24 protein-coding genes and 1 other RNA gene are annotated in these 21,681 nt (G+C 65.5%); 11 read left to right on the top strand and 14 right to left on the bottom strand.

All coding sequences use genetic code 11. The features are described 5' to 3' along the window. The first annotated feature begins 22 nt into the window (after window positions 1–22). Entirely contained in the window at window positions 23–715 is a 693-nt protein-coding gene (locus tag ACQP1G_RS33165; protein WP_433193610.1) for a hypothetical protein, read from the top strand. Here ACQP1G_RS33165 and ACQP1G_RS33160 read toward each other — a convergent pair. Continuing rightward, window positions 655–1,536, bottom strand: a complete 882-nt coding sequence (locus ACQP1G_RS33160; protein WP_433193609.1) for a helix-turn-helix domain-containing protein — start codon at window positions 1,534–1,536, stop codon at window positions 655–657. The genes ACQP1G_RS33165 and ACQP1G_RS33160 overlap by 61 nt on opposite strands. A gap of 130 nt (window positions 1,537–1,666) precedes the next feature. Between ACQP1G_RS33160 and ACQP1G_RS33155 the strand changes: the two genes are divergently transcribed. Then, a complete protein-coding gene (locus tag ACQP1G_RS33155) occupies window positions 1,667–2,080 on the top strand; it encodes a hypothetical protein (protein WP_433193608.1) in 414 nt (137 codons plus the stop codon). A gap of 376 nt (window positions 2,081–2,456) precedes the next feature. On the opposite strand, the gene ACQP1G_RS33150 is transcribed toward ACQP1G_RS33155, so the two are convergent. Next, complete coding sequence (locus ACQP1G_RS33150; RefSeq protein ID WP_433193607.1) at window positions 2,457–2,882, bottom strand: hypothetical protein; 426 nt, start codon at window positions 2,880–2,882, stop codon at window positions 2,457–2,459. 274 nt (window positions 2,883–3,156) lie between these two features. Here ACQP1G_RS33150 and ACQP1G_RS33145 point away from each other — a divergent pair, with 274 nt between their 5' ends. After that, window positions 3,157–3,576 (top strand): pyridoxamine 5'-phosphate oxidase family protein, encoded by a 420-nt coding sequence (locus ACQP1G_RS33145; RefSeq protein WP_433193606.1) that lies wholly within the window; start codon window positions 3,157–3,159, stop codon window positions 3,574–3,576. Between the two features lie 3 nt (window positions 3,577–3,579). On the opposite strand, the gene ACQP1G_RS33140 is transcribed toward ACQP1G_RS33145, so the two are convergent. The 5 genes from ACQP1G_RS33140 to ACQP1G_RS33120 form a co-directional block, all read right to left on the bottom strand. Further along, window positions 3,580–4,158, bottom strand: coding sequence for an NUDIX hydrolase (locus tag ACQP1G_RS33140; protein ID WP_433193605.1), 579 nt, complete (start codon window positions 4,156–4,158; stop codon window positions 3,580–3,582). A gap of 49 nt (window positions 4,159–4,207) precedes the next feature. Further along, entirely contained in the window at window positions 4,208–4,492 is a 285-nt protein-coding gene (locus ACQP1G_RS33135; protein ID WP_433193604.1) for a hypothetical protein, read from the bottom strand. Window positions 4,493–4,552: 60 nt separating this feature from the next. Beyond that, window positions 4,553–5,563, bottom strand: a complete 1,011-nt coding sequence (locus ACQP1G_RS33130; protein ID WP_433193603.1) for a YncE family protein — start codon at window positions 5,561–5,563, stop codon at window positions 4,553–4,555. Window positions 5,564–5,673: 110 nt separating this feature from the next. Next, window positions 5,674–7,239 carry an RNB domain-containing ribonuclease gene (locus tag ACQP1G_RS33125; RefSeq protein WP_433193601.1) on the bottom strand — a complete coding sequence of 522 codons (1,566 nt, stop codon included), beginning with the start codon at window positions 7,237–7,239 and terminating at the stop codon, window positions 5,674–5,676. Window positions 7,240–7,256: 17 nt separating this feature from the next. After that, window positions 7,257–7,571 carry a hypothetical protein gene (locus ACQP1G_RS33120; RefSeq protein WP_433193600.1) on the bottom strand — a complete coding sequence of 105 codons (315 nt, stop codon included), beginning with the start codon at window positions 7,569–7,571 and terminating at the stop codon, window positions 7,257–7,259. Between the two features lie 448 nt (window positions 7,572–8,019). Here ACQP1G_RS33120 and ACQP1G_RS33115 point away from each other — a divergent pair, with 448 nt between their 5' ends. Beyond that, window positions 8,020–8,409: a hypothetical protein gene (locus ACQP1G_RS33115; protein WP_433193598.1), complete on the top strand. Its 390-nt coding sequence runs from the start codon at window positions 8,020–8,022 to the stop codon at window positions 8,407–8,409. 202 nt (window positions 8,410–8,611) lie between these two features. Here ACQP1G_RS33115 and ACQP1G_RS33110 read toward each other — a convergent pair whose 3' ends face one another. Further along, complete coding sequence (locus ACQP1G_RS33110; RefSeq protein ID WP_433193597.1) at window positions 8,612–9,526, bottom strand: slipin family protein; 915 nt, start codon at window positions 9,524–9,526, stop codon at window positions 8,612–8,614. Window positions 9,527–9,627: 101 nt separating this feature from the next. Then, window positions 9,628–10,043: RNase P RNA component class A (rnpB, locus tag ACQP1G_RS33105), an RNA gene on the bottom strand. Between the two features lie 106 nt (window positions 10,044–10,149). Here rnpB and ACQP1G_RS33100 point away from each other — a divergent pair. The 5 genes from ACQP1G_RS33100 (at window position 10,150) to ACQP1G_RS33080 (ending at window position 14,154) form a co-directional block, all read left to right on the top strand. Beyond that, window positions 10,150–11,037 (top strand): alpha/beta hydrolase, encoded by an 888-nt coding sequence (locus ACQP1G_RS33100; RefSeq protein WP_433193595.1) that lies wholly within the window; start codon window positions 10,150–10,152, stop codon window positions 11,035–11,037. A gap of 727 nt (window positions 11,038–11,764) precedes the next feature. Then, window positions 11,765–12,304: a DUF6879 family protein gene (locus ACQP1G_RS33095; protein WP_433193594.1), complete on the top strand. Its 540-nt coding sequence runs from the start codon at window positions 11,765–11,767 to the stop codon at window positions 12,302–12,304. Further along, window positions 12,301–13,143: a helix-turn-helix domain-containing protein gene (locus ACQP1G_RS33090; RefSeq protein WP_433193593.1), complete on the top strand. Its 843-nt coding sequence runs from the start codon at window positions 12,301–12,303 to the stop codon at window positions 13,141–13,143. The genes ACQP1G_RS33095 and ACQP1G_RS33090 overlap by 4 nt, the downstream gene beginning before the upstream one ends. A gap of 331 nt (window positions 13,144–13,474) precedes the next feature. Next, window positions 13,475–13,639 (top strand): hypothetical protein, encoded by a 165-nt coding sequence (locus ACQP1G_RS33085; protein ID WP_433193591.1) that lies wholly within the window; start codon window positions 13,475–13,477, stop codon window positions 13,637–13,639. Beyond that, a complete protein-coding gene (locus ACQP1G_RS33080) occupies window positions 13,636–14,154 on the top strand; it encodes a TrmH family RNA methyltransferase (protein ID WP_433193590.1) in 519 nt (172 codons plus the stop codon). Before ACQP1G_RS33085 ends, ACQP1G_RS33080 begins: the two co-directional genes overlap by 4 nt. A gap of 53 nt (window positions 14,155–14,207) precedes the next feature. Here the strand turns inward: ACQP1G_RS33080 and ACQP1G_RS33075 are convergent, their stop codons facing one another. The 5 genes from ACQP1G_RS33075 to panB all read right to left on the bottom strand — a co-directional run bounded on the left by ACQP1G_RS33075 (window position 14,208) and on the right by panB (window position 18,427). Continuing rightward, window positions 14,208–15,164 carry a CHAD domain-containing protein gene (locus ACQP1G_RS33075; protein ID WP_433193589.1) on the bottom strand — a complete coding sequence of 319 codons (957 nt, stop codon included), beginning with the start codon at window positions 15,162–15,164 and terminating at the stop codon, window positions 14,208–14,210. Window positions 15,165–15,167: 3 nt separating this feature from the next. After that, complete coding sequence (pip, locus tag ACQP1G_RS33070; protein ID WP_433193588.1) at window positions 15,168–16,130, bottom strand: prolyl aminopeptidase; 963 nt, start codon at window positions 16,128–16,130, stop codon at window positions 15,168–15,170. Further along, on the bottom strand, window positions 16,130–16,582 hold the full coding sequence (locus ACQP1G_RS33065; RefSeq protein ID WP_433193587.1) for a hypothetical protein: 453 nt from the start codon (window positions 16,580–16,582) through the stop codon (window positions 16,130–16,132). The genes pip and ACQP1G_RS33065 overlap by 1 nt, the downstream gene beginning before the upstream one ends. A 119-nt stretch (window positions 16,583–16,701) precedes the next feature. Beyond that, window positions 16,702–17,562 (bottom strand): phosphotransferase, encoded by an 861-nt coding sequence (locus ACQP1G_RS33060; protein WP_433193586.1) that lies wholly within the window; start codon window positions 17,560–17,562, stop codon window positions 16,702–16,704. Window positions 17,563–17,569: 7 nt separating this feature from the next. Further along, window positions 17,570–18,427, bottom strand: coding sequence for a 3-methyl-2-oxobutanoate hydroxymethyltransferase (gene panB / locus ACQP1G_RS33055; RefSeq protein ID WP_433209039.1), 858 nt, complete (start codon window positions 18,425–18,427; stop codon window positions 17,570–17,572). Between the two features lie 163 nt (window positions 18,428–18,590). Here panB and ACQP1G_RS33050 point away from each other — a divergent pair, with 163 nt between their 5' ends. Together ACQP1G_RS33050 and ACQP1G_RS33045 are read left to right on the top strand one after the other, a co-directional pair. After that, the gene (locus tag ACQP1G_RS33050) at window positions 18,591–20,126 is read left to right on the top strand and encodes an alpha/beta hydrolase (protein WP_433193585.1); all 1,536 of its coding nucleotides are present in this window, start codon (window positions 18,591–18,593) and stop codon (window positions 20,124–20,126) included. Window positions 20,127–20,340: 214 nt separating this feature from the next. Further along, window positions 20,341–21,681: a glutamine synthetase family protein gene (locus ACQP1G_RS33045; protein WP_433193584.1), complete on the top strand. Its 1,341-nt coding sequence runs from the start codon at window positions 20,341–20,343 to the stop codon at window positions 21,679–21,681.

Genomic DNA, 21,681 nt, shown 5'->3' with positions numbered 1-21,681 from the left:
TTCGTGAAGGAGAGTACTTGCCGTGAAGTTCGCAATGATCGTATTGGCCACGGTTGCCGCCGCGGGTTTCCCCGCGGCCGGTACCGCGCAAGCGGCGGGAAATGCTGTGGTCGGCGGTAGTTCCGGCCTGGTCTTCGATACCAACGCGGTGTGCTCGCTGACCGCTGTCGGCCACGACAGCGCAGGGCGACTGGTCGGGCTGACCGCGGGACACTGCGCCCCGACCGGTGCCCGACTCGGCGCCGAGCAATTCCTGGACGCCGGTGTGATCGGCACTGTCGCGTACTCCGACGACGGCGAGGGCCTGGACTTCGCGGTGCTGGAATTCGATCCGGCGAAGGTCACGCCCGTGCGCAATATCGGCCCGACCACCATCGCCGGGCTCGGTGCGGCACCCGCCGCCGGTGAATCGGTGTGCACGAGCGGGCGCAGCAGCGGAATCGACTGCGGTGTCGTGTGGGGCTCGATGGCGGGCAGCGTCATCAACCAATCCTGTTCCAGGCCGGGTGATTCCGGTGGTCCGGTTACGGTGGGTGATCGACTGGTCGGGCTGAATCAGGGGCGGCTGACCGGACTCGGCGGCATCGGATTCAATATTCCGTGCATCGTCGCCGCGAATCCCGTTCACTCACCGGCATTTTTCGCGCCGATCGATCAGATCCTGCAGGCCGTGGATGCCCTCGGTGGTGTCGGCAGCGGATTCCAGCCCGTCTGATCCGATGTGGAGTTCACCGCCGCGAGCCCGCGCAGAGCGTCGGCGGTGAATGCGTCCAGAGGGTAGAACAATTCGATCGCGAGTTCGGAGAGCGTGACATCGGCCGGTGCCCCGAAGGTGGCCATGGTGCTGAACATGCGCAGTTCGCCGAAAGGGGTTCGGACGCGCAACGGGACCTCGAACGGACTCGGTTGTGCCGCATCGTCATCCGGTTCTTCGATGTGGTCCTCCGGCAGGGGATAGGCGGCGACCTCGTCGTACAGTTGCCGCAGCTCGCCGTCGCCGGTCGCATTGACCTGGCGAGATAGTCGCTCCAAGAACAACTCTCGCACCTGAGTCAGGTTGGCGAGTCTGCCCGAGAGGCCATCGGGGTGCAGTACCAGCCGGTAGACATTCGGCAGCGGCACCAGCAGTTCGTCGGGAATGCCGGTCATGAACAGCCCCATGGCGGCATTTTCGCCGACCACATTCCAGAGCCGGTCCACGACGACCGCCGGATAGGGTTGATGCGCGGTCAACATGATCTCGAGCGCGGAGCGGACCGAGGCCAGGCCCGCGTCGTCGAGGCTGCTCTCTCGGTAGGCGGGCGCGTAGTCGGCGGCCAGTAGCAGGGTATTGCGCTCGCGCAGTGGCACCTCCAGCGCATCGCAGAGCCGCAGGATCATGGCCCGGCTCGGTGTTGCCCGTCCGGTCTCCACATAGGAGATGTGCCGTGCGGAACTGTCCGACGACAGCGCCAGATCGAGTTGACTGAGCCTGCGCCGCTGCCGCCAGTCGCGCAGCAGTGCGCCGATGCGCGAATCCGTTCGTGTTGGTGCCACCTGAGCAGGCTAATGAGCGTCGCATGCGTTCGGCCATGACCTCAGAGGTTATTGAGACCTTCACCTCGGACCCGGCATGGTCGGTGCCAGCAGCCGATCGGCTGCCACGGATCGACCTCAGGAGCAGGATATGAGCACGTCGACACTCACCGCCCGGCCCGCGCTGGACGCCGACTACTTGCGGAGCGTGCTGCGCCTGGACGGCTGGGGGACCGGAGTCTTCGGCGTCGTCATGCTCGCCGGGGCGGCGGCGCTGAGCGGGCCGTTGGGGTTGCCGACGGCCTGGTCCATTCCGTTCGGTGTCGCGATGGTGGGTGGCGGGCTCGCACTGCTGCTCATTGCCGGGTATCCGCAACTCGTGCCGGGCCACGCGACTGCGGTCATCGCGGTCAATGTTGTGTCGGCGGTGGCACTGGTGGCGTTGGCATTCTCCGGGGTGCTCGAGCTGACCGGGCTCGGGGTGGTGTTCCTGCTGATCGGGGCGGTGTGGGTTGCGGTATTCGCGGGACTGGAGGCCCGTGGGGTGCGCCGAGCCGGGCTGTGAATGCGGACTACGACGAGGCCGTCGACCCGGTCATGCGGGTGTGGGGCGCGGCGGTTCGGATGCCAGCCCGATGATCATCTCGCGTTCCAGGCGCGGATCATCCTCAGCGCAGCACTGTTTTCGTCCAGTGAAGCCGAAACCGCTTCGCAGGTACAGGCATTCGGCGTGCGCCCAACTGCCACACCCGCATTCGGTGATCCTGCGCCGACTATCTCGGTCGTGCAAGGACCGCCACGGAGATACGGTTCGGAGAGCCATCGGTCCCGGCCGCGGAAGCATGTGGATGAGCGGCAACGGCGGGGACGGTATACCCGCGCTCACTCCGAGTCGTCGGCCGCGCGATACCGGGGCTTGGGCCTGAAACGCGCGGATGCGTTCAGCGCAGTCGTCCGCTCCGGTTCGTCATCCGGCCGTCGTGCGTCGCCTCGGTGTGGGTTTGCTGTGGTGGCTCCGCATGTCGTTCGCGGGCGAGTTCGAGCATGGCCAGTCCGGTTTCGCGGATGAGGCCGTCCAGGTCATCGAGCATTTCGGCGATGGCATCGCTGGTTGTCCGCAATTCCTCGGAGCTCGTATCGCGCCTATCGAAGACGACGCGGAGCTTATGTAGTCGGAGTCCGACATCGAAGAGGCGGCGCACCAGCCGATCGCTGGAATCGGCGAATGTGGTCGCGTTTTCGGAGAGCTCCTTGGCGGGGACAAAGGATCGTCGTGGTTTGCGCCTCGAGCCTCTGCTGACGCCCACGCGGTTGCTGGGCTGTCGGCGGGTGTCGCTCTGCGGGCTCGACCGCGCATTGTCGGGCATACCACTGCTCCTGAGTCATTGATTCGTATCGGTGGCCCCGCTTCGGGACCCGGAGACGTATGTGCTCTTACTCGCACGATAGCGCGGTAATGATCGGTTCCCCGGGAATTCGATACTTCTGTACCACTTTTCGTTGTACTCGTCCGGTAATCGCTTGGCACATAACAGATTCGAGAACCCGTCGCTCCCGCTCTCGTCGCCTCCGAGCTCCGCGCATGGCGTGGTGATCGATCAGGGGGCTGCTTCGCATGGCGAACGGGTGGACAATGGAGGTATGACAGTAAACGGTGTGCGGGAGTCACGCGAACTGTCGGTCGACGCGTCGCTGCATTTGCTCGGCACGATCGGATTCGGGCGTGTCGCGTTCTCGCGCTACGCCTTACCCGCTATTCGGCCGGTCAGCCATGCGATCGTCGAGGACCATCTGGTGCTCTACGCCGACTCCGCAACGACCCGTTCGCTCGATCGTCAGGTCGTCGCCTACGAGGTGGATGCGATCGATCACGAGACCTCCCTCGGCTGGTGCGTGATCGTGACCGGCATTGCCGATACCGTCCGCGACGAACACGAAATCGTGCACTATCAACAGTTCTTGCCGGAGCGCACGGTCGGGGCGGGTGATCGGGTGACCAGGATCCTGCCCGATATCGTCACCGGCATCGAGTTCATCGGGCCCGAGGACGCCGAACGATGATGCCTATCGGTCCGGGATCGGTTCGGGGAGTAGGGGTTCGAGCTTCGCCAGGAAGCGGGCGAAGTGCGGATCGGCGTCGGTGCGGTCGAAGGAATCGATCTCCCACCATCGGGACTCGCCGAATTCGCCTGGGTCCAGGGTGTATTCGCGGGTGCGGTCGCCACGGATGAGGTACCAGAGGCTGACATCCTCGTGCCCGCTGTCGATGCCGACGGTCGTGGTCATGGTGAGGAACAGCGGTTCCGTTCCGACGACGGTGAATTCGGCCTCGATGCCCAACTCCTCCTGTGCCTCCCGTCCGGCGGCGGCCAGCGGATGTTCGCCCGGCGAGATATGCCCGCCGGTCGGCAGCCACAGTCCGGCCAGGAGATGGCGGCCGAGCAGGACGCTGCGGGTTTCCGGGTCGACCAGTACGACATAGGAGACCAGATGCCGGGGCGGGGTATCGGGTTTCACCCGGCGGAATACGTCGTCGGTGGCGGCGAGCCAGGCCAGTGTTTCCGCGATGTGCTGACGCTCGAGTTCGTCGAGCGGATCGATGGTGTCGACGATATCGGCGACGGCGGCGGTCGCGAGGTTCATGGCAGGCGACTGTAACGGCAGGCACCGACAGCTCTGCCCGCCGCGAGACTCAGTCGAGGACGACCGGACGCAACCTGGTGGTGTAGACCCCCGCACGATCGAGCGCATCGGCCGCCGCATCGAGCTCGATCGTGACCTCCTCGAACACTTCCCGAGCCCCCGCGATGCAGTAGGCCGGAGTGGTGAGCGCCCCGATGCCCTCGGTATCGACCAGCATTCCCGAGACGTGCAAAGCCCCGTAACCGGCATTCAACTCGGCCAGGTCCCCACGTAGTTCGCGCAGTCGATCGAACAACTGCTGCCGTCGAATTTCCAATGCATATGGATCGGTCATCGCACGCTCCCCAGTTCGGCCATATTGCGAGTTCATCGCTGCCCGCAATTTACCGCCGATCTATGCCGAGGGTTCGAACTCCAGCAGCACCGGTCCGCCATCTGGGCCGTTCGGGAGCGGGAAGAAGCTGTGATGGGTCTGCGGATCGACGGCGACCGTATGCGCACCGTCGGCAAGGCGATCGGATGCGAGGGCGATGGTGTGCCCCGCGCGCTGGTCGAACAGACTCACCCACCCGCTCTCGGCGGCCACATACAGCCGATGGGCCGAAACATCGTAGACCAGCACGTCGGGCGTCCGGCCGACGTTGTTCTGTTCGATCACGGTGTGATGGGTGAGATCGACGGTGACCACGCGGGCGTTGTCCTCGCACCCGACGAACATCAGCCGGTCGGCCGCATCCAGTGCCTGACCGTGCGGTCCGGCGCAGCCGGGTACCGGAATCCGGTCGGTCACCGTCAGCGTGTCCGGATCGATGACGGCGAGATCGGCCTTGCCCTGCACCGCAACGACCATTCGATCGGAATCGGCGTCGTATACGACATTGCCGACCTCGCCACCCAATGGCACAGTGCCACGGATGGTTCCGGTGTCGGCATCGATAACGGTTTCGGTCCCGGCGCGCTGGTCGGTGGTCCACACCGCGTCGCGTCGCGAATCGTAGGCGAGTCCGTCCGGATAGTCGCCGGTCGGCGAGGTTCGCAGGATCATGCCGCTGTCCGAGTCGATGGTCGCGAGTCGGTTGTGTCCGGTGGCGGTCGCGTAGATTCGATGCCGCTGCGGGACCGCGAGCACGCCGTGCACGTCGGGTAGGTCCGCAATGGTGCGTACCACGCGATGTGCGCGGATATCGATCTCGACGACCGCGCCCGCACCCATATGCGCCACCCACAGCAAGCCCGATTCGGTGTCGAGGCTCATGTAGTCGAATCGAACTGCCGCACCCGGCAAATCGAGCTGCCCGAGCTGATGCAGGGGCAAGGGGCTCGCGGCGGGTGGCGTGGCGGTGCCGCACCCGGCCGTCACAATGACGACCGCGCAGGTCAAGGCCATCGACCACTTCGGTCCCATCGAGCCTCCCGTCGAAGGTGAACCGTGGGTTTCAGGCTAGTCCGGGATCGGATGGGGTCGTGCGTTCGGCTGATCTGGTAGGCACCTCCGCCCGGTCCATGCCGATATGGTCAGGCCGGGAAGGTGAAGCCGACCTTGCGGGTCGCGGGGTCGGCGGCGACCAGGCGCACCTGGACCTTCGAACCCTCGGGCGGTGCGTCCAGGCAGGGGCCGACAACGGGTGGGTCGGCGACGAAGACTTCGGCGGGGCGGCTGCCGTTGGCTTCGCGCACCACCACGGCATCGAAGACCGTGCCGGTGCGTTCGGCGAGCAGGGTGGCCTCGGTCAGGTCGATGCAGGCGCGTTCCACCTTGCCCGCGATGCTGTCGCTGCGTTTCATCGATTCGGCGGTGGGGACCAGTCCAGCGCGAACCCATTGCGGCACTTCGGTTCCAGCGCAACGGGCCAGGCAGATCTCGGTGGCGAACCGATCCGCGAGGCGACGCAGCGGCGCGGTCACGTGCGCGTACGGTGCGCCGATCGCGCTGTGCTGCAAATTGTTCGGCGGCGGCGAATTGCTCCCGGACCGCGCGCCGTCCGTCGATCGCGCGCTGCCGGTCGCCTGTCCGCCCCCGGTGACCTGTCCGCCCCCGGTCGCCGAACCACCCGCCGCCGCGTCGACCACACCGTCCAGCACGGTATAGCCGGCCCCGCGCAACAGCCCCGTAGCTTCCGACATCAGCACCAGCGTCGAGGGCGTATTCGGATCCAACCCGGCCAGCATCCGCCCGACCGACTCGTGCGCGGGCCACTCGACCCCGAGCGCCGCGGCGGTCCTGCGCATCGAATCGATCGCCGATTCCGCGGGCGGCGGCATGGTGCGCAATAGCGCGATGCGCTCACCGGCACCGGGTGCGCCATCAGATCCGCTGCCGTTCAACATGATTCGCGCCGCACACATACCGGTCAGCAGGGATATCTGCTCGTTCCAGTCATCGGCCGCGGTGCGCGGTTCCACCACGAGGCGCCAGTGCCCGTCGGCGTTGTCGTCACGGATAATGCTCTGGGCGGGCAGTCGCAGCCCGATCGCGCCGCGTACCAGCCCGGCCTCGATGCGCCGCGTGCCGAAATCCGGCAGGGCCGCGATCGAGGGATGCAGGCGGTTCGCGTCGGCGTCGGCTTGGACGCCTGCGTAGTCGAGCCGGACCCGGGAGCGCACGGTCGCCCGGACCACCGAGAACCGCAGCGGTTCCGCGTTCTCGTCGCATTCGATGGTCCACAGGGCGGCGGGCCTGGCCTGATCGGGGAGCAGGCTCGCGGAGTCCTCCGACAGGATCGGCGGATGCAGCGGCACAGTGCCGTCGGGAAGATAGAAGGTTTGGCCGCGCGTACCCGCTTCTCTGGCCAACGGACCAGCGGGGTCGATGACGGCGCCGACATCGGCGATCGCATAGTGCACCGTGAAGCCGGATGCGGTGCGTTCGATATGTACTGCCTGGTCCAGATCCATGGCGCCGGGCGGGTCGATCGTCACGAATGGAATATCGGTGCGATCACTGCGCTGGCCCGCGAACGCGTCGATCGCGTCGCGGGCCGCCGCGGTGGCCTCGGCGGGATACGCCGAGGCCAATCCGAATTCGGATCGAATGGCGCCGAAATCGACCGGCGCCGACACGATCCGCTGATGGAGTTCCACGGTCTCGCAGTCGTGCTCTACTGCAGTGCCAACATGGTGCCGTTCAATTCATTGAGCGGGCCGTACACGGTAAAGGTCACCCGTCCACCCGGGACACTGGCGGAGACGTCCGCCGCGGCGTCCAGCGCCTCGCCGAACGATGCCGCCGACGGATGTGGCAGACCGGCGATAGCCTGCCCGATATGACTCTGGTGCACCCAGGCGGTGTCGGCCGAGTTGAGGTCGACCTGGACCCCACCCGCCAGCGGGGTGACCGCGACCGCCGAGGCGGATCCGGTGCCCAGCATGGCGAAAACCGATGCGGCCCCGGCGATCAACGCACCGGCGACCATTGAACGAACAATCCGCATAAAGTTTCAGACCTGCTTCCGTGATCGAAGAATGGGGAGGTTCGTGGCGTCCCGGCAACGGGGCTTACCAACGGCGCCTACTCTATGACGTCGCTCACGTTCTAGGCCAGTCCCGCCGAATCGCCACACCGAACACGCCGCGCCCGGCATGGCAACACCCCGGCTGCTAGGGTTCCCCGGCGTGGCAGGGTCTGCCTTTCCCCGCCCATTCGCAAGTGTCCCGTACGTCGACAATTGGGAGTTATCCACTGATGTCAACGCTTCTTTTCGATTACCTGATGCCGCTGCTCGGTCCGGAGCAGGCGTCATATTGGGCTCAGGTCTTCATGGTGAACCCGCTCTGACCTCACCGTCACCGACGCGGACTTCGTCGCCTTCTGTTAACCACACGGGAGGCGGCGTTTCCCCAGGGCCGCTAGCATCCCGCTCCGTGACCAGAACTACCGCCGCGATCGCGGCCAGCTCCGCCGTCTTCGCCCTGCTCCTCGCCGGTTGCAGCGATGACAAAGCCTCCTCCACCGCTGCCTCTCCATCCGGCGCCGCAACGACGTCGGCCGCCAAGGCGGCGGGCAGCGACACTCTCGATAGTGTCAAGGCGGGGACATTCGTCGTCAGCTACCGCAGCGCCTTCCCCAAGCTCGCCGAGGGCAAAGACGACACCAAGATCAGCAACATCCTGGTCGACACATGCAAGGACATCAAGGGCGGCAAGGGCGAGGACGAGACCGTTCAGAACGTCATCAAGCGCACGAAGGGCACCGCCGAGGCCTCCAAGGAAGAGGCCCAGGCGATTTACCAGATGGCGAAGATGCTCTGCTGATCAGCCTTTCGGGCTGATCAATCCTTCCGCCACGGCAGGTAATTGGGCAGGTATTTCAACACATATCCGACGGTGATCATGACGATGATCGAGATCACGGGAATCAGTATGGACATCGGCCCGGTTTCCTTACGTTGTGCTACCGATGCGGGTCGTACGGCGCTCAACGCTGCCGTACCCGTATCGGTATACGCCCATTGTGTTACGAGCGCATGCCATCTTGGTTCGCCGCTTGCGTGTCGCCCTGACCGAGCGCCGGGGTGGGTTCGGGCGGGGCGATCTCCGGTGCGGTGGATTCCGGTGCGGCCAGGGTGGGCTCGGACGCGGGCGGCGTGGCCCCGACGGTCGGCTCCGGCGGAGTACTGCGCTCCAGGAACCGGAGCAGCTCCACCGGGAACGGCAGCACCAACGTCGAATTCTTCTCGGCCGCAACCTGAACCACCGTCTCCAGCAGGCGCAGCTGCAGTGACGCCGGCGACTCCGCCATCTGAGCGCCCGCCTGCGCCAACATCTTCGACGCCTGCAATTCGCCCTCGGCGGAGATGACCCGCGCCCGCCGTTCCCGCTCCGCCTCGGCCTGCCGTGACATCGAGCGCTTCAGCGAATCCGGTATCGAGACATCCTTGATCTCCACTCGATCGATATGGATACCCCAGGACAGCGCCGGGCTATCGATCATGATCTCCAGTCCCTTGTTCAACTCCTCGCGGTTGGACAACAGGCTGTCCAGATCGCTCTTGCCGATAATCGACCGCAGGGACGTCTGGGCCACCTGCCCGACCGCGAACAGATAGTTCTGCACCTCCACCACCGCGCAGACCGGGTCGACCACCCGGAAATAGACCACCGCATCGACCCGGACCGTCACATTGTCGCGGGTGATGCCGTCCTGGGCCGGCACCGGCATGGTGACGATCTGGGTAGAGATCTTGCGCATCCGGTCGACGAATGGAATCAGCATGCGCAGCCCGGGATCTCGGGTTCCGACCACCCGGCCGAACCGGAACACCAACCCCTTCTCGTATTGGGCGACCACGCGCGCGCTCATCGCGGTGAGCACCCCGCCCGCGATCGCCCCGGCCCCGAAGATGGCCCCGATAATGGCAAGAATATCCATGGTTACACCCCGCACTAAGTGCCTGACCGCACCGAATACCGGCTCAACGGTCCACTTCCATCATGGCACCGGATGCCCCGGTGAGCACCGGATTACGGGGGCGGACGAGTTGACCTGTAAGCCGGATCCTGTCCCCGGTTCACACCGGGTGACGGCCATCCATCTGGACACACCGTTGCCGGGTGCCTCGAGCGGTCCACCCGCAGGCTCGGGCGAGCAGCCCTCGAACACCTGCGCAGCCGCACCGCGAGCGATGCGACCTTCGACCTTGCTCCGGGCGGGGTTTACCTAGCCGCCCCGGTCACCCGGGGCGCTGGTGCGCTCTTACCGCACCGTTTCACCCTCACCGCACGATCCCGGAGGATCGTGGGCGGTCTGTTTTCTGTGGCACTGTCCCGCGGGTCACCCCGGGTTGCCGTTAGCAACCGCCCTGCTCTGTGGAGTCCGGACTTTCCTCGGCGCCGGGCAGCGGCACTCACGTGCCCGTTCCCGTCACCGCGGCCGCCCGGCCAACTCGTCCGCAACGTTTAGCCTACTTTGATCACGGGGTACCTTGTTCACTGGGCTGACCTGGCGACCGGTCGGGGCGCAACAGTTCGGACCAAACAGTACGGTGGGGTTTCATGGAACGTGTCGAGGTCAGTTTTCCCTCGGGTAGTGAGCAATGCGCTGCCTGGCTGTATCCCCCCGACGGCATCCCCAAACCCCGCCCGCTTGTGGTGATGGGGCACGGTCTGGGAGCCAACCGAGAGATGGGTTTGGACCGCTACGCCCGCCGGTTCGCCGCCGCGGGCATGGGCGTGCTGATATTCGACTACCGGCATTTCGGGGCCAGTCAGGGCGCGCCGCGCCAACTACTACATATCGCCCGGCAGCGTGAGGACTGGCGCTCGGCCATCGCGTACGCACGGACGCTGCGTGGCTTCGACGCCACTCGAATCGCCCTGTGGGGCACCTCATTCGGTGGCGGCCACGTGCTGGCGGTCGCGCCCGACGACGATTACATCGCGGCCGTCGTCGCCCAGGTTCCGTTCACCAGCGGCTGGGCCTCGGCCATGGCCAAGGGGCCGACCAGCCTGACCAAGGTCGCGACCATCGCCGCCACCGATCTGCTGATCGGCCCGATTCGGCGCAAGCCCGTTCGTATCCGGTTGGCTGGTCGCAAGCGCGCGGCGGCGCTGATGAGCGCACCGGATGTGCCGGAGGGTTTCGGCAGGCTCGCCGAGGAGAGCGAGACCTACGAACCGAAAGTCGCCGCCCGCGTGGCATTCTCGACGCTATTCGACTCACCCGGCCGCCGGGCCAAGGCATTGAAGATGCCGGTCTTCTACGCGATCGCCGATAACGACTCCATCGCACCGCCCAAACCGACGCTGCGCGCGGCCGAACGCACCAAGCACGCGATCGTAAAGCGTTATCCGGTAGGGCATTTCGACGTCTACTTCGATGACGTCTTCGAGCAGACCGTATACGACCAGACCGAGTTCCTGGTATCGGTGCTGCGGCCCTGACATAGCCGTCGCGGTGATGCGGACGGTATTCTTGGGCCACCCGGTCCGGTCGATCATGACCGGCCATGTCGATGGCTCGGATGCGTCGCGAAGCATCACCGCGATGAGAATCGTTGTCTGCCAATTCTTTCGTTCCCTCGGGAAGGGCATTCCCGTGCTGCCGTGACGGCCGCGCGGGTGCGGACCCGCCCCGAACTGCGTCGCCAGCGTCGTGCGCGTTCGCACGGTTGCTGGAACCATCTGCTCGCGGCGCCGCCTGGTTCCGTCAGATTCCGAGAGACGCGACCATCCAGTTCCGGGCTGCCTCGAGATCATTGCTGGGAATGGCGCGAGTTGCGTAAGTCGGCTTGCTGACCCATCGCCGTGACCGCCACCCGATCATGGGTCGCACTGTCCACCACCCCATCTCGCGAAGCAGCATGTGGCCTAAGGTTCCTTGGCAAGGGTGGCTCGGAGGTCACCGGATGTCCGACTCTCTACGCCACCGACCACGGCTACCTCACACAAGGGTGGATCACCGACCGACCCGAAACCGTTGAGATACCGCACCTTCTACTCGGCTTCTTGGAGCCGGACACGTTCATCGGTGCCGAGCTGACCGATACAGGGCGAGGCACGTTCACCCTTACCGGCCGACCCGTAACCGACGCTGAGACACTGGGGCAGCTAGACCTAGCCGACAACGAAACCGCTATCGAAGTACCGATATCACGGAGGACGTTCTACGGTGCAGTACCTTCGAAATGATTGGTCAACCTGGTTGGACCTCTTCCATGGTTGCAAGGCACACGCGTTTCATTTGGAGGTCAGAGACTCTTACGCCGTTCCACAGGAAAATGAACGCTTCCGCCGATTCCTCAACGGCGAGCCTCCGACAGTTGACGACTACAAGAACGATTGGGTTGCCCTCGTTCAGGACACAACCGCGCGTGGTGTGGAAATTAGCCGCGTGCGCGTTGTAACCGTCCCCCACTCGGATTATCAACGGTGGCTATTGTCGGTCACCAGCGATAACGTCAACGCTGGCGAGGACATTCGTTACGTGCCGCGTCATCTCGCCGGAGAAGTGCCACCTGATGATTGGTGGCTCATCGACAATGAGCGGGTGGTGTTCAATCTGGTTGAGCAGAACGGGGCACCGGCGGAAGGTATTGCAGTAACCACTGATCCCCGGATAGTTGAATATTGCCAGGGAGTGAAACAACGGCTTTGGGGGTTGGCTACTCTATACGCCGAATACGTCGATAGTGCCAACATCCGACAGTGACGGGAGTTGACGAAGCGCGGGAAGCTCTCGGGGCACAGCTTCGGGAGCTTCGCCGCAGATCGGGGCTGACCGGCCGAAGGCTCGCGTACCTCTCCGGCTGGCACCCGTCGAAGGTCTCAAAGATCGAATACGGCAGGATCAAGCCGTCCGACGTCGATATCCGCGCCTATTGTGAACACGCGGACGCAGCCGACCAGCTTGCGGACCTCCTAGCCAGCCTGCACAACATAGATAGTGCATATCTGGAGTGGCGGCGAATCCTTGCTACCGGGGTGAAACGCCGACAGCAGAAATCCGTGAAGCTTGAAGCGGAGGCGAAGAATCTACGCGTCTATACCACTCAGGTAGTTCCCGGACTCCTACAAACCGCCGAATATGCTGAGGCCATATTCAGGCGGCATATCGAGTTCTATCGAGTGCCTGATGACGCGGAAGAAGGCGTGTCAAAGCGGATGGACCGGCAACGCATCCTCTATCAGCGTGACCATCGGTTCCACTTCCTCATAAGCGAGCAATCGCTATACACGACAGTCGGAAATGATGACGTAATGCGAGGGCAACTCGATAGACTATCGTCAATCCTCGGAATGCCGAGGATCACGATAGGGCTTATTCCTGCCATGGCCGAAGCCCTGATAGTTTCGACTGGTTTCGTCATGTTCGACAACCGAATGGTCATGGTTGAGGGCACAGCGGCAGAGCTGACGATTACGCAACCGCGAGAGGTTGCGATCTACGGCCGGGCGTTCGACATCCTTGCCGGTCAATCCGTGACCGGTGAAGCTGCCCGAGGGCTTATCCGCCGAGCGCTCGAGGCCCGGCACAGGGACAGCGATTGAGGCCCCCGGCGGCCACGCCGACCCAGGTTCACCCCTTTGGACCCCTCCCGTTCGGCCCCTCATCGACTTGCATACCCGTACACGATCGCCCCGCCGGCCACGTCTCAGCCGTTCCCGCTCCATACACTCTTGGATGTCGTCGCGAATCCGAATCTCGAATTGCATTGCCCCATCTTCGCCTTTGGCTCGTCCTCGACCCTGGACCTTGAACACGGCAGTGATGCCGGACTTCACCAACAGGTCGGCGTCCGTAGGTGTCCCGAGCGTTCCACGCATCCTCCTACATCTCCCCGCTCGGCCGGTACTTGGTCCGAGCCTCTGATACAGGGAGTTGTTCAAGCTCCTGATGCGGACGGTATTCTGGGGTTACCCGGCCGGGGCGATCATGACCGGCCACGTCGATGGCCCGGATGCGCCGCGAAGCATCACCGCGATGAGAATCGTTGTCTGCCAATTCTTTCGTTCCCTCGGGAAGGGCATTCCCGTGCTGCTGTGACGGCCGCGCGGGTGCGTACCCGCCCCGAACTGCGTCGCCAGCGTCGTGCGCGTTCGCACGGTTGCTGGAACCATCTGCTCGCGGCGCCGCTGTGGCCAAAACACAGCGCCAATCTCGGTACCCTGCTGCGCACCTGCGATGCGGTCGGCGCGTGCATGGCGGTGCCCCGGCGACCATGGGTGCCGGACGCACTGAACCACGGGAATACATTGCGGCACCGGCAATGTGTGCATTGGATCGACGGGCGCGTCGACCGTTGGCTCGAGCGTCAGCGTGCTGGCGGTTCGGCCATCGTCGGTGTGGAACTCACCGACGAATCCATCCGCCTCGCCGCTCTCCCGGTCGCCCGCAAACGCACCGTCATCGTGCTCGGCCATGAATCCACCGGCATCCCACCAGAAGGGCTGGAACTGCTCGATGTCGCCGTCGAGATCCCGATGGTCGGCACCGGCCACAGCCTCAACGTCGCGGTCGCAGGGTCGCTGGTGCTCTACAAGCTCGCGGGACTGTGCTGATCCGCGTCAGTTCACGCAGCAACGCCGTTATCGGCCCCGGAAAGCCTTGTGCCTCACCCGGAAACGAAGGCGGCTGCGGTGGGGTATTTGGCCAGGGCTTCGCCTGCAGCGATCTCTTCGGCGTCGGCCAGTAGTTCGTAAATGGTCGCGTTGACGCCGGTGGCGTGGGTTTCGGTGGCGCGGGCCAGGATCGCGTCGCGGGATTCGACGGCGTCGCGGTGGTCGCCGAGCACGGTTTGTAGACGCTTCGCCTCGGTGCCGAGATCCTTTGCGGCACTGCCGAGTACCTCGACCGCCCCCTCGCACGAGTAGCGAAGGCGTTTGGCGCTCTTGCGGATATCGTGCAGCAGTTCGACGCGGTCATCGGCCGAGACGGCCGGTTCGGCGTAGACCAGTCGCCGTAATCGCTTGCGGTCCTTGCGCAAGATGCGTTCGAAGACCTCGGCGGCCGGGATTCCGGCCCGGTGTGCGTGGAGGGGTGGATGCGTGCGCCATACCGAAAGTTCGTGGCGCAGTGCGTGATATCGCTTGCCGTCGAGGGCGGCCAGGATCTCGGCGTGTGCGCTGGCGTAGCGGGCCTTCTCGGCGTCGACCAGATCGGTTCGGACGTATTCGGTGGCGCCGGGGACGTATCCGTTTCCGACGGTACTCGCTCCGGTCGCGCCTGCCTCGGTCTCAGCCGCCCTGGACTCCGTTGCCAGCCGGGCGAATTCATCCTGCGGCGCATGCGCGGCGAGCAGTGCCACGAACCGTTCCGCGCGCACCTCGGCGTCCCTGGCGACGCCGAGCAGGTCCGCCAGCCACTTCAGCTCCTCCTGCATGGCGGCGATCGGCGCGGGCTCGAAAAGACTGCGGTACGAGCGCAGCACGCTGCGCAGTCTGCGCGTGGCGACCCGCATCTGGTGCACCGAATCCCATTCGTCCGCACGGACTTCCGGTTCGGCGGCCAGCAGCCGGTCGACATCGTCACGCAGCGTCGCGACGATGGCGTTTCCGGCCGTGACCCCCATAACTCAGCTCACTTTCGCGAATCCGTCGGTCGCCTCGACGAGGTGGTGGGTGATGCCGGGTTCGGCCGCGGCGTGTCCGGCGTCGTCGACGATATGCAGTACCGAACCGGGCCAAGCTCGATGCAACTCCCAGGCACTGGTCGCCGGACACACGACGTCGTGGCGGCCCTGCACGATGACGGCCGGGATGTGCGCAATGGTACCGATATCGCGCAGCAGCTGCCCCTCGTCGAGGAATCCGCCATTGACGAAGTAGTGGTTCTCGATCCTGGCGAATGCCAGCGCGAACCGCGGCTCGGCGCTGTCCTGCACTCGATCCGGGTGCGGGAGTAGCGAACTCGTCGCGCCCTCCCAGCTGGACCAGGCGACAGCGGCCGCGAGCGCAACCTGCTCATCGGGGGAGTGCAGCAGCCGGTGATACACCTGCACCAGATCGCCGTCGCGCTCGTCCTCTGGCACCGGTGCCAGGAACTTCTCCCACTCGTCCGGGTAGATGTTGCCCGCCGCACCGTTGTAGTACCAGTCGATTTCCTTGCGCCGCAACAGGAAGATCCCGCGCAACACCAGCTCGGTGACCCGCTGTGGATACCGCTGCGCGTAGGCGAGGGCGAGCGTGGAACCCCAGGAGCCGCCGAATACCTGCCAGCGGTCGATGCCGAGATGGGTTCGCAGCGCCTCGATATCGGCGACCAGGTGTCCGGTGGTGTTGGTTTCCAGACCGGCCCCGTCGGCGATATGCGGGGTCGACCGGCCGCAGCCGCGCTGATCGAGCAGCACGATCTTGTAGGCCGCCGGATCGAAGAACTGCCGGTGGAACGGTTCGGTGCCGCCGCCGGGTCCGCCGTGCAGGAATACCACGGGCTTACCGTCCGGATTGCCGCTGACCTCCCAGTACACCGATTGGCCCGCGTCGACATCGAGCATGCCGGTGTCGTAGGGCTGAATCGGGGGGTAGAAGGTACGCATCAGAAGGCGAGCCCCGAAGCGAGATCGGTCAGTTCCAGCGCCTCGATCGCCTGCTGACGCACATCGGCGCAGCTCTTGGTGGTGATCCGGTCGATCATCGCCTTATCGGCGAGCACATGGCCGTTGATGCCGCCATTGCGCAGCGCCCATTCGTGCACCAGCGCGTTGAACCCGATCCGGCCGAGCGTCGGACCCTGCACCCGCCAGTTCGACAGCTCGGGACGGATCATGTCGCACAGCTGGGTGGCCGAGGCGTCGGAGATCTCCAAGGTCGTCGGGGCCGCGCCGGTGGTTTTGCCCGGTGCGGCGCTGGCCGTCACCGATCCGGTGGCCGAGCTCGAGCTGCCCGTTGGTGTCGGGTTCGAGCTGCTTCCGCAGGCTGTCAGTGCCGCGGCGGCGAAAACGCCCGCCACCACCAGCGTGCTGCGTGAAATCCAACGGGGTTGCGCCATCGGTACCTCTGCTCGTGTCGACATTGTCGGGTTCGAGTCTGCCATTGTTTGCCCCGCGTGGCCCGCGCGAGTTTGCTGGGCACCGCCGCGCCGCGGTGGATCAGCCCTGGTCGCGGTGGTCAGCGCAAGCCTGCGCGCAGGTCGTCCAGTAACCCCTGCAGGAAGCGGGCGAAGCGGGGTGCCGAGGCGTCGATGGTGCGCCACGGATGCAGGGCGACCAGTGGGGCCAATCGGTCGGCGAGTGCGATCTCGGTGTCGGAGACGGTGCCGGACTGGCGCCACCGGTCGAAGTATGCGGTGCGGTGCGGGCCGCGCAGCACGTGCCAGGACAGGAAGGGGTGGGTGAGCACCGCATCGCCCCAGTCGAACAGCATCCCGGTGCCGGCGCTCGAACCGGTGAAGACATTGCCGGGTTGCAGATCGTTGTGTTCGATACTCAGCCTGCCGAATTCGGCGAGTGCCGTCGCGGCTTCGGTGATCGCGGCGCCGAGGCCGGGGAGGCGGGGCTCGAAGTGGCGGTAGACCGTGATCAGTTGCGGCGGTGGCAGATAGGGGGTGCCGGTGGCGCGCAGCTCATCGATATGGTCGGTCATCGCCAGCTGGAGATCGGCGTAGGAACGGACCAGCTGGGTCCACGCGGCCTCGGAATCCCGTGCGGTGGCGCCACCGTCGGGGCTGAGTAGCCAGCCGTGATCGGCTTGGACCGCGAGGGGTTCGAGCACACTGCCGGGCCGCAACCGGGACAATGTCTGCAACAGTGGACCCTCGTGTGCGCAGGCGCGGGAGTTGGCCTTCAACCACACCGGGTCCGCGTCGGTCGGGATACGCACGAGCAACGACCAGGCGCGACGTCGCGTTTCCTCCGGTGCCCCAACGATTTTCACGCCGCGCGCGGTGAGAATTCCGGTGGCCCAATCGAGCATGGGCCGCACGGATTGGCCGAGCAGCGCGGCGGGTGCGCGCACCGCCCGGCCATTCATCGTGAACTCAGAAGCTGTGCTCGGGACCGGGGAAGGTTCCGCGCCGCACCTCGTCGGCGTAAGCGGCTGCGGCGGAGCGCAGTTCATCGCCGATATTGCCGAAACGCTTGACGAACTTGGCGGTCTTGCCGGAGGTGTAGCCCGCCATATCCTGCCAGACCAGCACCTGCGCATCACATTCCACACCAGCGCCGATGCCGACGGTCGGGATGGTCAGCTTGCGGCTCACCTGTCCGGCCAGTTCGGCGGGCACCATCTCCATCACCACGGAGAACGCACCGGCCTCCTGTACCGCGATGGCATCGGCGATGAGCTGTTCGGCGCCGTCGCCGCGGCCCTGCACCCGGAAGCCGCCGAGGGTGTTGACACTCTGCGGGGTGAAGCCGATATGCGCCATGACCGGAATACCGGCCGAAGTGATCAGCGCGATCTGCTCGGCGACCCGCTCACCGCCCTCCAGCTTCACCGCGTGCGCGCCGCCTTCCTTCATGAACCGGGTTGCGGTGGCGAGGGCCTGCTGCGGCGCGGACTCGTAGGTGCCGAACGGCAGATCGGCCACGACCAGCGCGTGCGGTGCGCCGCGGACCACACCGCGCACCAGCGGGATGAGCTCGTCCACGGTGATCGGCACGGTGGTGTCGTAGCCGTAGACGACATTGGCCGCGGAGTCACCGACCAGCAGCACCGGAATTCCGGCCTCTTCGAAGATGCGCGCAGAGGAGTAGTCGTAGGCGGTCAGCATGGACCAGCGCTCGCCTTCGGCCTTCATCTGCTGCAGATGATGCACCCGCGTCTTGCGCTTGCCCGCCTTGGGAGTGGTCGGGGCAGCACCGTACGCAGGGGTTTCCGATTCGGATACGGACATCATCGTCCCTTTCGTGGTTGTCGCCTCGAGGCCCGTTCGGGTCCCCGGGTTTGTATGACGAATCCAGTGTGCACCCCTGACGCCGCCTGTTTAAGGCCACGGTCGATGCAATTGGTCACATCGCAATGTGGCATGGGGAGGCGGGCATGCCAGGATCTTTGACATGTCTTTGGTGCGGAGTTGGCGTGGGTTGCTGGTCGCGGTGGCGTTGACGGTGGTGGCGGCCGGGTGCACCGTCGCCAAGGAGGAGGCGGGCCAGCCGCTGCCGGCACCGCCCGCGGGCCTGGAGAAGTTCTACAGCCAGACCGTGAACTGGGGCTCCTGCGACGACTTCGGCGCCCCGGACGACCGCCCCGCGCCGAATACCGAGTGCGCGCGCATCAATGTGCCCGTCGACTACACCAAGCCCGACGGCGCGACCGCATCGCTGGCACTGGCTCGAATCCCGGCCAGTGGTAAGCGGATCGGCTCGCTGCTGCTGAATCCGGGCGGGCCCGGGGTATCGGGCCTGTCGATGTCGGGTATCGCGGGCAAGACGCCGCTGGCCGAGCGCTTCGACCGGGTCGGCTTCGATCCGCGCGGCGTCGGCTCCTCGACCCCGACCATCGCCTGCCTGACCCCGCAGCAGAACGACGCCGAACGGGCCGAACCGCCGACGGACAATACCCCTGAGGGCATCACTAAGGCCGAGGACGAGAACCGGCAGTTCGTCGGCCACTGTGTGGAGCGCACGGGCACGGACTTCCTGTCCCACGTCGGCACCCGCGAGGTGGTGCAGGACATGGATGTCATCCGGGCCGTGCTCGGCGATCCGAAGCTCAGCTACCTCGGCTACTCCTACGGCACCAAACTCGGCTCGGCCTACGCCGAGAAGTTCCCGAACAACGTGCGTGCGCTGGTGCTCGACGGCGCCGTTGACTCCTCGCAGGATCCGGTGCAGGAATCGCTGCGCCAGGCAGCCGGATTCCAGAAGGCCTTCGACGCCTACGCTGCCGACTGTGCCAAGCAGGCGGAATGCCCGCTCGGCACCGATCCGTCCCAGGCGGTCGCGAAGTTCCGCGCGCTGGTGAATCCGCTGGAGACCAAACCCGCCACGACCACTGATCCGCGCGGGCTGAGCTACGGCGACGCCATCACCGGTGTGCAGCAGGCGCTCTACTCCAACGATTTCTGGCGGGTGCTCACCCTCGGCCTGTCCGAATTGCGGGACGGGCGCGGTGACACGCTGTTGAAGCTCGCCGATCTGTACGACGGCCGCCGCGATGACGGCTCCTACGACAACACGCAGGAGGCCTTCAACGCCATCCGGTGCGTCGATGATCCACGTATCGACGATCGCGCGGTAACGGGCCGACAGGACGCCGAATACCGCAAGGCGGCGCCGTTCCTGGACGACGGCCGCGGGACCGGTGTCGCGCCGCTGGAACTGTGCGCCACCTGGCCGGTGCCGAATACCAGCACACCGCACAAGATTTCGGCACCCGGTCTGCCGAAGACGGTGGTGGTCTCGACCACCGAGGATCCCGCGACGCCCTACCAGGCCGGTGTCAACCTGGCCGACCAGTTGGGTGCGGCGCTGATCACCTACCAGGGCACCAGACACACCGCGGCCTTGGTCGCGGGCAATCAGTGTCTCGACGATGCGGTCATCGCCTACCTCACCGATCTGACGATTCCGGCGGCCGGTCTGACCTGCTGACACTTGTGCACGACTACGCCTGGCGCTCGGCTCCGACGTGCGCGAAAGCGTGCTGTGCCCATGGTTTGCTCGCTCACGGTGCCCATGATTCGCTCGCCGGCGCATGCTCACGCCGCGATCTTGGGCGCGGTGCGATTCATTCCGAATGATGGGATTGCAATCCCTAAGCGTGTATGTAACACGGATTTAACGCCAGGTGCTTACGCTCGGCGACATGGATCGCCAGAAGGAATTCGTGCTGCGGACGCTCGAAGAACGGGATATCCGCTTCGTGCGTCTCTGGTTCACCGATGTTTTGGGCTATTTGAAGTCCGTTGCCATCGCGCCAGCGGAGCTAGAGGGCGCCTTCGAAGAGGGCATCGGCTTCGACGGCTCGGCCATCGAGGGCTTCGCCCGCGTCTCCGAGGCCGATATGGTCGCGCGACCGGATCCGTCGACCTTCCAGGTGCTGCCGTGGTCGACGAGCAAGGGCCACCAGCACTCGGCGCGCATGTTCTGCGATATCACCATGCCCGACGGCTCGCCGTCCTGGGCCGACCCGCGCCACGTGCTGCGGCGTCAGCTCAACAAGGCCGGTGATGTCGGCTTCAGCTGCTACGTGCACCCGGAAATCGAATTCTTCCTGCTGGAGAACGGCCCGCAGGACGGCTCCATGCCGAGACCGGCCGATACCGGCGGGTTCTTCGATCAGGCCGTGCACGATTCCGCGCCCAACTTCCGCCGCCACGCCATCGACGCGCTGGAGTCGATGGGCATCTCGGTGGAGTTCAGCCACCACGAGGGCGCACCGGGTCAGCAGGAGATCGACCTGCGCTACGCCGACGCGCTTTCCATGGCCGATAACGTGATGACCTTCCGCTACCTGATCAAGGAAGTGGCCATCGACGAGGGCGTGCGCGCGACATTCATGCCCAAGCCGTTCGCCCAGTACCCGGGCTCGGCCATGCACACCCATATGAGCCTGTTCGAGGGTGAGGCCAACGCCTTCCACGATCCGGACGACCCGATCAACCTGTCGGAGACCGCGCGGGCGTTCATCGCGGGCATCCTCGAGCACGCCCCGGAGATCAGCGCGATCACCAACCAGTGGGTGAACTCCTACAAGCGGCTCATCCACGGCGGGGAGGCGCCGACCGCCGCCTCGTGGGGCCGGTCCAACCGCTCGGCGCTGGTGCGCCTGCCGATGTACACCCCGAACAAGGCGTCCTCGCGTCGCGTCGAGATCCGCAGCCCAGATTCGGCCTGCAACCCCTACCTGACGTTCGCGGTGCTGCTCGCCGCCGGTCTGCGCGGCATCGAGAAGGGCTACACGCTGCCGCCGGAGGCCGAGGACGACGTGTGGTCGCTGACCGCCGCCGAACGGCGCGCGATGGGCTTCCGCGAGCTGCCCGGCACCCTGGACGAGGCACTGCAGGCGATGGAGCGTTCGGAGTTGGTCGCCGAGACGCTCGGTGAGCACGTCTTCGACTTCTTCCTGCGCAACAAGCGCCGGGAGTGGGCGGACTACCGCAGCCAGGTGACGCCGTATGAACTCAAGGAGTACCTCGGCCTATAG

It is taken from the genome of Nocardia sp. CA-107356 (assembly GCF_050946365.1).
GTDB lineage: Bacteria > Actinomycetota > Actinomycetes > Mycobacteriales > Mycobacteriaceae > Nocardia.
The sequence above is the reverse complement of the archived record's forward strand: the minus strand, read 5'-3'. Positions and strand labels throughout refer to the sequence as shown.